Raw genomic sequence first — 10,339 nt, forward strand, 5'->3', positions numbered from 1 at the left:
GCCGTAGCCGGCGCCGCCGCCATTGCCGCCGTCGTCACGGCCGCCGCCGAAGCCGGCGTTGTTGCCGCCCTGGAAGCCGCGCGGGCCCTGGCCCTGCGCCGGACCACGGGCGTTGCGGTCGTTGAAGCCGCTGGCGCCGGCATAGCCGCCGCCGTTGTTGCCGCGGTAGCCACCGCCGCCGCCATTGCCGAACTTGCGGTCGCGCGACTGGTTGTCGCCGCGGCCGCCGCGGTACTCGCCCATCGGCGGGCGCGATTGCGGCATGCGCTGCTGCGGCTCGAGGCCGGCGACCACTTCGGCCTTGAATTGCTGGCGGCTGTATTGCTCGATGTCCATGATCTTGCGGCGATCGCGGAACTCGGCAAAGGTGATGGCCAGGCCGTCGCGGCCCGCGCGGCCGGTGCGGCCGATGCGGTGGGTGTAGTCCTCGGCCTTCATCGGCAGGCCGAAGTTGAAGACGTGGGTGATGGTGGGCACGTCGATGCCGCGGGCGGCCACGTCGGTCGCCACCAGGATCTGCACCTGGCCCTGGCGCAGCGCCATCAGGCGGCGGTTGCGCAGGCCCTGGCTCAGGGCGCCGTGCAGCGCCACGGCGCTGAAGCCGTCCTGCTGCAGGTCGTTGGCGAGGCCGTCGCACTCGACCTGCGTGCTGGCGAACACGATCGCCTGGTTGATGCTGGTGTCGCGCAGCCAGTGGTCGAGCAGCTTGCGCTTGTGCTGGCTGTTGTCGGCCCAGTACAGCGACTGCTTGATGTTCGCGTGCTTCTCTTGCGGGCTGTCGATGGTGATGCGCTGCGGCTCGCGCATGACGCGCTGGGCCAGCTGCTGGATGCGCGGCGCGAAGGTGGCGCTGAACATCATCGTTTGCTGGCGCTCGATGGTGAGCTGGTTGACTTCGGCCAGGTCGTCGGCAAAGCCGAGGTCGAGCATGCGGTCGGCTTCGTCGACCACCAGGAACTTGACCTGGTCGAGCTTGATCTGCATCGAGCGCTGCAGGTCGAGCAGGCGGCCGGGCGTGGCCACCACGAGGTCGGCGTTCTGCAGCTTGGCGATCTGCAGCTGGTAGGGCATGCCGCCCACCACGTTGGCAACGCGCAGGCCCCGGCAGTGGCGAACCAGCTCGATGGCGTCGTGCGCGACCTGCTGCGCGAGTTCGCGCGTCGGGCACAGGATCAGGGCGCCGGGCGTGGCGGCCTTGAAATGGCGGGCGTTGGTCGGGTCCTTGCGCTTGGGCTTCTTCGGCACGGCTTCGCCGCGCGCGGCGGCTTCGGCGGCCAGGCGCTGGAATTCGGCCTTGGCCTCGGCTTCGGCTTCGGCCTGGCGCTTGAGCAGCGTGTGCAGCACGGGCAGCAGGAAGGCTGCGGTCTTGCCCGAGCCGGTCTGGCTCGAGACCATCAGGTCGACGAAGCGCGCCTTGCCGTCCTGGCCGGCTTCGCCGCCCATGGCGAGCGGGATCACCTTGTCTTGCACGGTGGTGGGCTGGGTGAAGCCCAGGTCGGCCACGGCGGCGATCAGTTCGGGTGCGAGGCCGAGCTTGATGAAGCCGTTGGGCACGCGGGCTTCTTCTTCAGCCGCGGCCGCTTCGGGCGCTGCGGCGTCGAGCGCCTCGAGGATCGGCGCTTCGGACACGGTGTCCGGGGCGGCGATGAATTCGTTGTTATTGGTGGATTGCACAGGCGCGAACTCGCCCTGCGCTTCAAAAGCGTCGGTCATGTGAATATCAATCTCAAACGCGAGCGCTGCCGTAGGCGGCGCCCCGTTGGTGGTTAAAAACATCAACCATCCAACGACATTCAACTTCTGGCTTTCGCCGGAGGCTGCGGCCCTTTTTGATCAGCGGATGCGATCGGGCGCGGTGTGCAAGATAGGGAGATGCAAGAGACGCTGACCGGAAAATCCTCCAGATCAGCGAAGCCGTCGATTATGGCACGACTCGGGGTTTTTACCTAATCCGTCAATTTGAGAAAGGTTTCCCTGTAGTGCGCGAGCTCCTCGATGGACTCGTGCACGTCGGCCAGCGCAGTGTGCGCCTGCTGCTTCTTGAAGGCGCTGTAGGCGGAGGGCTTCCAGCGCTTGGCCAGCTCCTTCAGGGTGCTGACATCGAGGTTGCGGTAATGGAAGTACGCCTCCAGCTTGGGCATGAACTTGACCAGGAAGCGCCGGTCCTGCCCGATGGTGTTGCCGCACATCGGCGAACCGCTCCTGGGAACATAGCGGGCCACGAATTCGAGCAACTGCTGCTCGGCCGCGGCTTCGTCCAGCGTCGAGGCCTTCACCTTGTCGATCAGGCCGCTGCGCCCGTGCGTGCCCTTGTTCCAGGCGTCCATGGCGTCGAGCACCGCGTCGCTCTGGTGGATGACCAGCACGGGGCCGTCGATGCGGGGCGTGAGGTCGGGGCCGGTGACGACCACGGCAATCTCGAGCAGGCGCTCCTTCTCGGGGTCCAGGCCGCTCATTTCGCAGTCGAGCCAGACCAGGTTCTGGTCGCTTTTCTTGAGGACAGGGAGGGTTGCGACGGTCGTGGGGTCAAGGGATTCGGACATGGCTGGATTGTCGTCGAAGGCCTGCGCCGGCCGGACCCGAGGGCTAAACTCGCCGGTCATGTCCTATTCGCTCATCTTCACCACTGCCTTCGCCGTTGCACTGGTCGCGGGCCTGCTCGTGAAGTTCTGGCTCGCCTCGCGGCAGGTGCGCCACGTGGCCCGGCACCGCGGCGCGGTGCCGGCGGCTTTCGAACACATCATCAGCCTCGCCGCCCACCAGAAGGCGGCCGACTACACCATTGCCAAGGCGCGCTTCGGCCTCGTCGAAATGGCCTGGAGCACCGCGCTGCTGCTGGGCTGGACGCTGCTGGGCGGGCTCGACGCGCTCAACCGGCTGCTGCTGGGCTGGCTTGACGGCGGCATGGTGCAGCAGCTGGCGCTGCTGGCGGCCTTTGCGGCCATTGGCGGCCTGCTCGAGCTGCCCTTCACGCTCTGGCAGACCTTCAGGCTCGAGGAGCGCTTCGGCTTCAACAAGATGACCTTGCGCCTCTGGCTGGCCGACACGCTCAAGTCGACGGCGCTCGGCGCCGCGATCGGGCTGCCGATTGCGGCGCTGAWCCTGTGGCTCATGGGCGCGGCCGGCGCCACGTGGTGGCTCTGGGCCTGGGCCGTGTGGATGGGCTTCAACCTGCTCGGGATGCTGGTGTACCCCACCTTCATTGCGCCGCTGTTCAACAAGTTCAAGCCGCTCGACGACCCCACGCTCAAGGAGCGCGTCACGGCGCTGATGAAGCGCTGCGGCTTTGCCGCCAAGGGCCTGTTCGTGATGGACGGCAGCACCCGCAGCGCCCATGCCAATGCCTACTTCACCGGCTTTGGCGCGAGCAAGCGCGTGGTGTTCTACGACACGCTGCTGCGCCAGCTCGACGCGGCCGAAGTCGAGGCCGTGCTCGCGCACGAGCTCGGCCACTTCAAGCACCGCCACATCGTGAAGCGGCTCGTCGCGATGTTCGCGCTGAGCCTGGCGGGCTTCGCACTGCTGGGCTGGGTGTCGACCCAGGCCYGGTTCTACACGGGACTCGGCGTGCAGCCCAACATGGCGGCAACGGCGCCCAACGATGCACTCGCGCTGCTGCTCTTCATGCTCGCGGTGCCGGTGTTCGGCTTCTTCGTCGCGCCGCTGCCCGCACGCCTGTCGCGCAAGCACGAGTTCGAGGCCGATGCCTATGCGGTGGCGCAAACCAGCGGCGCCGACCTGTCGGCCGCCCTGCTCAAGCTCTACCAGGACAACGCGTCGACGCTCACGCCCGACCCGGTGTTCGTCAAGTTCTACTATTCCCACCCTCCGGCCTCCGAGCGCCTCGCGCGCATGACGGCGGCCTGAAGAAGACATTTGCCGGAAAGCCGAGACCATGAGCAGCATGTTCAAGCCCAAAGACTGGAAAAACATTCCCCGCAAGGCACTGAGCGCCACCGAAATCGTCTCCGGCCTCGCCAAGCTCGACGGCTGGAAGCTCGACGGCGACGGTGCCCATGTGGCCATCGAGAAGACCTTCAGCTTCGCCAACTACTTCGAGACCATCGCATTCGTGAACGCGCTGGCTTTCATCGCCCACACGCAAGACCATCACCCGGACCTGTCGGTGCACTACAACCGCTGCGTGGTGCGCTTCAACACGCACGACGTGGGCGGGCTCTCGGGCACCGACTTCGAGTGCGCGCGCCAGGCGAACGCGCTGGTGGCCAGCCCGGCACCGTGATGAGGAAACCCGCCGTTGGCTAAGCCGGGCCGCACTCCCGCCAAGGGCGCCGGYACCTCCGCGCGCATTCTTCACGACGGCCTGGTCATCGCGAGCCACGGCCGCCATTGCCTGGTCGAAACGCCGGCGGGCGAGCGCCTGATCTGCCATCCGCGCGGCAAGAAGAGCCAGGCCGTGGTCGGCGACCGCGTGCGCTGGCAGGCCAGCGAAGACGAAGGCACCATCGAAGAAGTCGTGCCGCGGCGCAACCTCTTCTACCGCCAGGACGAGATCCGCACCAAGTCGTTCGCGGCCAATCTCGACCATGTGCTGATCCTGATCGCGGCCGAGCCGGAGTTCTCGGAGCATCAACTGGCGCGTGCGCTCATAGCCGCCGAAGCCGAACGCATCACGCCGATCATCGCGCTCAACAAGAGCGACCTGGCCGAGCCCTTCGAGCGCGCATGGCACAAGCTTGCGCCCTACCGCCGCATGCACCATGGCGTGCTGCCGCTCTCGCTCAAGGCATCGGGCGAGGCCGACCACGCATCGCTCATGAAACTGCTGGCTGGCAAGAGCACGCTGGTGCTGGGGCCCTCGGGGGCCGGCAAGAGCACGCTGATCAATCTGCTGGTGCCCGGTGCCACCGCATTGACCGGCGAGATCTCACAGGCGCTGAATTCGGGCAAGCACACCACCACCAGCACCACCTGGTACTGGGTCGACGAGGCGCGCACCACCAGCCTGATCGACTCGCCGGGCTTCCAGGAATTCGGCCTGAACCACATCGCGCCGATGCAGCTCGCGGGCCTGATGCCCGACATTGCCGCGCATGCGAACGACTGCAAGTTCTACAACTGCACCCATCTGCACGAGCCGGGCTGCGGCGTGATCGCGAACGTGGACGCGCCCGGCAAGCCGGGGCCGATCAGCGCCACGCGCTACAGGATCTACGGCGAACTCTTCGCCGAGCTCAGCCAGTCGCGCTACTGAACGCCCAGGATCGATTCGAGCGCCTGCACCAGCGCCCCGCACTGCTCGCGCGTGCCGATGCTGATGCGCAGGTACTGCGCGATGCGCGGCTGCCTGAAATGCCGCACCAGCACCGCGCGCTCGCGCAGCAGCGCCGCCAGCTCGGCCGCGTCGCGCTGCGGATGGCGCGCAAACACGAAGTTGGCCTGCGAGGGCAGCACTTCGAAGCCCAGGTCTTCGAGCTGCAGGCTGAGCCCTTCGCGGGTGTCGACGACCTTGTCGCGCGTGGTCTGGAACCAGGCCTCGTCTTCGAGCGCCGCCACCGCGCCGGCCGTGGCAAGCCGGTCGAGCGGATAGGAATTGAAGCTGTCCTTGACGCGCACCAGCGCGTCGACCAGGTGCGCCTGCCCGCAGGCAAAACCCACCCGCAGGCCGGCCAGCGAGCGCGACTTGGACAAGGTCTGCACCACCAGCAGGTTCGGATATTTGCCAATCAGCGGCGACGCGCTTTCGCCGCCGAAATCGACATAGGCCTCGTCGACCAGCACCACGCGCTCAGGGCAGGCCGCGAGCAGCTGCTCGATGCGCGCGAGCGGCAGCCCGATGCCCGTGGGCGCATTCGGGTTGGCGATCACCAGGCCCGCGCAGCCGCCGCGAGCGCGGGCCGCCATGGCATCGACGTCGATGCGCAGGCCTTGGTCGACCGGCAGCAGCTCGCAGCCGATGCCGTAGAGCTGCGCATAGACCCGGTAGAAGCTGTAGCTCACATCGGGCATCAGCAGCGGCTCGGCCTGCTGGAAGAAGGCGAAGAAGGCATGCGCCAGCACCTCGTCCGAGCCGTTGCCCGCAAAGACCTGGCCCGCCTGCAGGCCGTGCCGCCGCGCCACCGCTTCGCGCAGTGCGAGCGAGGCGGGGTCCGGATAGCGCTCCAGGCCGTTCGCCGCGGCCTGCTGGATGGCATCGATGGCCAGCGGCGACGGCGGGTACGGGTTCTCGTTGGTGTTGAGCTTGACGAGGTTTTCGATGCGCGGCTGCTCGCCGGGCACATAGGGTTCGAGCGCGGCGATGCGCGGGCTCCAGAAGGCCGGTGCGGGGGTGGTCATGATTTTCTGCCGCTCAGCCGAGCAGGCGGGCCAGCGTGAGCAGGGCCAGCAGCACCATCCACATCACCACCGAGCGCCACACCAGGCCCACCACGCTGCGCAGGTGGCCGGGTTCGGGCTCGCGGCCCGGCGTGCTGCCGCTGTCGAGGCGGCGGCCATCGGCCATCGAATCGCCGGCCTGTGCGCGCGGGAGGGGATCGGTGACCGGGATCGGGCTCAGCGCGCCGCCGCCCAGGCGCACGTTGACCGCGCCCGAGGTCGCCGCGAGGATCACGCCGTCGTTCTCGCTCGGAAAGCGCCGCGCGTCATTGCGCCAGCAGTCGATCGCCTCTTCGAAGCTGCCGACGACCGCAAAGCCCAATGCGGTGATGCGCGCGGGCAGCCAGTCGATCGCGTGCCAGGCGCCCTCCGCGGCCCGCTGCACCGAGACGCTCGAGGGCTGCACCGCCGCGCCGTTCTTGTGGTGCCAGTAGCGCGAGACGAACTCGCTCATCCGGTAGAACACCGCGCCGGCCGGCCCCAGGCCCAGGGCCGCCAGCACCGAGAACCAGGCCAGCACGCCGAACACGTGGCGGTGCGCCGCAATCACCGAATGCTCGATCACATGGCGGACGATCTCGCTGCGCGGCAGCTCGGCCGCATCCACGCCCTGCCAGTGCGCCAGCAGCGAGCGCGCGAGCGGCTCGTCGCCCTCGTCGAGCGCGTCGCGGATGTCGGTGAAGTGGTGGCTGAACTGCCGGAAGCCGAGCGTGACGTAGAGCACCGCAATGCTCCAGAGCACCGCGAACGGCAGCCCCAGCGTGAACACCAGCAGCAGGTGGATGCCCAGCGTCATCAGCGTGGGCATGAGCACCGCAAGGCCCCATGCAACCCATCCGTGGTGCGGCTTGCCGGCGTCGAAATTGCGGCTGGTCCAGCGCGTCCAGGCCAGCACGCCGCCGTACACCGGGTTGTGGGAGGCAAGCGGCCTCACCTGCTCGATCAGCAACGCACACAGGATGGCAAAGAAGCTCATCCTTCGATGATAGCGAGGGCGCCTGCACAGGCGCGGCGCGGGCCGAGGTCAGGCGCTGAGGAAACGATAGAGATTGCGCAGCATGCCCGCGGTGGCACCCCAGACGAAGCGCTCTTCGCTGCCGTCCTGGTAGGGCATCGAATACCACTCGCGCCGGGTGCCGTCGGGCGCGGGCACCGTGTGGCGGCGGTGGTTGGCCGGGTCCATGAGCCAGGCCAGCGGCACCTCGAAGGCCAGCGCCACTTCGTAGGGATTGATGGTGAGCTCGAATTCCGGCTTCACCAGAGCCACTACCGGCGTCACGATGAACGAGGTGACGGTGGTGTAGGTCGGAAGGCTGCCGAGCACTTCGATGTGCTGGGCCGAGAGCCCCACTTCTTCCCAGGCCTCGCGCAGCGCGGCCGCCGCGATGTTGGCGTCCTCGGGGTCGACGCGCCCGCCCGGAAACGCCACCTGCCCCGAATGGTTGGACAGGTGCGCCGTGCGCTCGGTCAACAGCACGGTCGCGCCTTGCGGGCGCTGCACGATGGGCACCAGCACGGCCGCCTGCGCCGGGGCGCGGTCGGTCAGGCGCGGCTCGCGCCGCAATTCGGGCGTCCATTCGGGCGGCGTGGCAAATCGCCTGCGCAGGGCCTCGGTGGTCAATTGCGCGGGCGCCACCGCGGGCAGACCGTCGGGGCCGCCGACCACAGGCGCCTCGCGCGGATCGAACGGCAGCAGCGTGGGCGGCACCACGGCATTGACGGGTTCGACGGGCGCGAGTTGCATGGGGGCGGTGGAGTGGGTCAAGTGAGAGAGTTTCAGTGAAGGAGTAGAGCGTAAAAAAGCCGCGCTGTCTGGCCGCGCCTTCTTTTTGCAAGAAGCGTGCACGGCGCACAACGCAAAAAGCCGCCAGAGCGGCGGCTTTTTGCACGGCAGGAAGGCGGCTTACTTGGCGGCCGATGCTGCTTGCGACTTGCCCGGCAGCTTTTCCTTGATGCGTGCCGAACGGCCGCTGCGCTCGCGCAGGTAGTACAGCTTGGCGCGGCGGACATCGCCGCGGCGCTTGACTTCGATGCCGGCGATCAGCGGGCTGTAGGTCTGGAAMGTACGCTCCACGCCTTCGCCGCTGGAGATCTTGCGCACCGTGAAGCCGCTGTTGAGGCCGCGATTGCGCTTGGCGATCACGACGCCTTCGTAGGCCTGCACGCGCTTGCGGGTGCCTTCGACGACGCTCACGCTGACGATGACCGTGTCACCGGGCATGAAATCGGGGATCTTCTTGCCGAGGCGGGCGATTTCTTCCTGCTCGAGGGTTTCGATGAGGTTCATGATTTCCTGATATTCGATCGTGCTCGCGCTACACAAAAGGCGCCTTCGGTTTCAAGCCAGGCGCGGCCGGGCAGAGGATCGGGGAACCGAAGATTATAGCTTTTTTTTCAGCGCTGCCTCATCGACCTTGCTCAGGCGGCCGGCGGCGCGTGCGGCGGCAATCAGGTCGGGCCGCCGGGCGGCCGTGATGGCCAGGCGCTGGTCGCGGCGCCAGCGCTCGATCTGCACGTGGTGCCCCGACAGCAGTGGCGCCGGCACGCCCTGCCCGTTCCATTGCTCCGGCCGGGTGTAGTGCGGGCAGTCGAGCAAGCCGTCGAGCGAGGGGTTGAAGCTGTCCTGCACGTGGCTGGCCTCGTCGCCCAGCACGCCGGGCTGTAGCCGCGCCACGGCATCGAGCAGCGCCATGGCCGCGATCTCGCCGCCCGAGAGAACGAAGTCGCCCAGGCTGACCTGGTGCGTCACCCGCGTGTCGATGAAGCGCTGGTCGATGCCTTCGTAGCGCCCGCAGACCAGCACCGCGCCCTCGCTGGCCGACCAGCGCTCGACCGCTTCGTGGCGCAAAGTCTCGCCAATGGGGGAGAACAGCACGACCGGCGCCTGGGAGCCGCGCGCGGCCAGCGCCGCATCGAGGCAGGCCGACAGCGGCTCGGCCATCATCACCATGCCGGGTCCGCCGCCAAAGGGCCGGTCATCGACGCGCTTGTAGTTGCCCTGCGCGAAGTCGCGCGGGTTCCAGAGCACGACCTCGACCTGCTTCGACTCGTAGGCGCGGCGCGTCACGCCGCTGGCCATGAAGGGCGCGAACAGTTCGGGAAACAGCGTGAGGACGTCGAAGCGCATGCGCGCGAGGCCCCAATCAGAAATCGGGCTGCCAGTCGACCGTGATGAGGCGGCCGGCGAGGTCGACCTTGTCGACGAAGACCGAGACGAAGGGCACCATGCGTTCGATGGCCTTGCCGTCTTCCTCGGCCGCGAGCACCAGCGTGGTCTGCGGGCCGGTGGCGAGCAACTCGCGCACCGTGCCGAGCGCCACGCCTTCGCGGTTGACCACCGAAAGGCCGATCAGGTCGACCCAGTAGTACTCGTCGTCGCCCGCCGTCGGAAAGCTCGAGCGCGGCACGAACACGCGCGCGCCGCGAAGCGCCTCGGCCGCGTTGCGGTCGGGCACGTCCTCGGAGGAGGCGACGATGCAGTCGGAATGTTCCTTGGCTTCGCGGATCGCGAGCCGGAAAGCCGCGGTTGCCGAGGCTCCGGGAGCCTGCAGGAACCAGCGCTTGGAAGAAAAAAGCGCCTCGGGCTGGGCGCTGTGGGGCAGGACCTTGAACCAGCCCTTGATGCCCCATGCATCGGCGATGCGTCCTACCTCGATCGCATCCGCCGGCAATTCGGCGGCTTCGAGTGCGGGCAGCATCGGCGTGCCGGGCAGCTTAGGCTGCCGCCTTGGGTGCTGCGGCTGCAGCTTGCTTGATCAGGCGCAGGACCGTGGGCGAAGCTTGTGCGCCAACACTCTTCCAGTAGGCCAGGCGGTCCTGGGCAATACGGATGCTTTCTTCGTTTTCCTTGGCGGTCGGGTTGTAGAAACCCAGGCGCTCGATGAAACGGCCATCGCGGCGAACGCGCTTGTCCGACACGACGATGTTGAAGAACGGACGGCCTTTGGAGCCGCCGCGGGAAAGTCGAATGACGACCATGATTTATCCTTGGGTGGTGCAGCAA

At 67.7% G+C, this 10,339-nt stretch carries 12 protein-coding genes; 3 read left to right on the forward strand and 9 right to left on the reverse strand.

The features are described from left to right. Both AC1DOC_RS06405 and orn read right to left on the reverse strand, forming a co-directional pair. A partial coding sequence (locus AC1DOC_RS06405) for a DEAD/DEAH box helicase (protein ID WP_478129557.1) occupies positions 1-1,713 on the reverse strand: 1,713 nt, incomplete at its 3' end. Positions 1,714-1,946: 233 nt separating this feature from the next. Next, positions 1,947-2,543 carry an oligoribonuclease gene (orn, locus tag AC1DOC_RS06410; protein WP_012746626.1) on the reverse strand — a complete coding sequence of 199 codons (597 nt, stop codon included), beginning with the start codon at positions 2,541-2,543 and terminating at the stop codon, positions 1,947-1,949. 58 nt (positions 2,544-2,601) lie between these two features. Between orn and AC1DOC_RS06415 the strand changes: the two genes are divergently transcribed. The 3 genes from AC1DOC_RS06415 to rsgA are packed head-to-tail and all read left to right on the forward strand — an operon-like array spanning position 2,602 to position 5,215. After that, positions 2,602-3,867: a M48 family metallopeptidase gene (locus tag AC1DOC_RS06415; RefSeq protein ID WP_478129558.1), complete on the forward strand. Its 1,266-nt coding sequence runs from the start codon at positions 2,602-2,604 to the stop codon at positions 3,865-3,867. A 28-nt stretch (positions 3,868-3,895) separates the two neighbouring features. Beyond that, entirely contained in the window at positions 3,896-4,243 is a 348-nt protein-coding gene (locus tag AC1DOC_RS06420) for a 4a-hydroxytetrahydrobiopterin dehydratase (protein WP_278880755.1), read from the forward strand. Between the two features lie 15 nt (positions 4,244-4,258). Next, positions 4,259-5,215, forward strand: a complete 957-nt coding sequence (gene rsgA / locus AC1DOC_RS06425) for a ribosome small subunit-dependent GTPase A (protein WP_478080957.1) — start codon at positions 4,259-4,261, stop codon at positions 5,213-5,215. On the opposite strand, the gene hisC is transcribed toward rsgA, so the two are convergent. The 7 genes from hisC to rpsP form a co-directional block, all read right to left on the reverse strand. Next, positions 5,209-6,297 (reverse strand): histidinol-phosphate transaminase, encoded by a 1,089-nt coding sequence (gene hisC, locus AC1DOC_RS06430; protein ID WP_478080958.1) that lies wholly within the window; start codon positions 6,295-6,297, stop codon positions 5,209-5,211. The two genes, rsgA and hisC, sit on opposite strands and share 7 nt — an antisense overlap. 13 nt (positions 6,298-6,310) lie before the next feature. Continuing rightward, positions 6,311-7,312 carry a CobD/CbiB family protein gene (locus AC1DOC_RS06435; RefSeq protein ID WP_478080959.1) on the reverse strand — a complete coding sequence of 334 codons (1,002 nt, stop codon included), beginning with the start codon at positions 7,310-7,312 and terminating at the stop codon, positions 6,311-6,313. A gap of 48 nt (positions 7,313-7,360) precedes the next feature. Continuing rightward, complete coding sequence (locus AC1DOC_RS06440; RefSeq protein WP_478080960.1) at positions 7,361-8,080, reverse strand: CoA pyrophosphatase; 720 nt, start codon at positions 8,078-8,080, stop codon at positions 7,361-7,363. A 159-nt stretch (positions 8,081-8,239) separates the two neighbouring features. Next, a complete protein-coding gene (gene rplS / locus AC1DOC_RS06445; RefSeq protein ID WP_018903298.1) occupies positions 8,240-8,623 on the reverse strand; it encodes a 50S ribosomal protein L19 in 384 nt (127 codons plus the stop codon). A gap of 93 nt (positions 8,624-8,716) precedes the next feature. Next, complete coding sequence (gene trmD, locus AC1DOC_RS06450) at positions 8,717-9,463, reverse strand: tRNA (guanosine(37)-N1)-methyltransferase TrmD (protein ID WP_478080961.1); 747 nt, start codon at positions 9,461-9,463, stop codon at positions 8,717-8,719. 16 nt (positions 9,464-9,479) lie between these two features. After that, the gene (rimM, locus tag AC1DOC_RS06455; protein ID WP_025569496.1) at positions 9,480-10,034 is read right to left on the reverse strand and encodes a ribosome maturation factor RimM; all 555 of its coding nucleotides are present in this window, start codon (positions 10,032-10,034) and stop codon (positions 9,480-9,482) included. A 16-nt stretch (positions 10,035-10,050) separates the two neighbouring features. Then, positions 10,051-10,314, reverse strand: coding sequence for a 30S ribosomal protein S16 (gene rpsP / locus AC1DOC_RS06460; RefSeq protein ID WP_007831311.1), 264 nt, complete (start codon positions 10,312-10,314; stop codon positions 10,051-10,053). Positions 10,315-10,339 lie beyond the last annotated feature (25 nt).

Source organism: Variovorax sp. 01T439_2 (assembly GCF_056398445.1).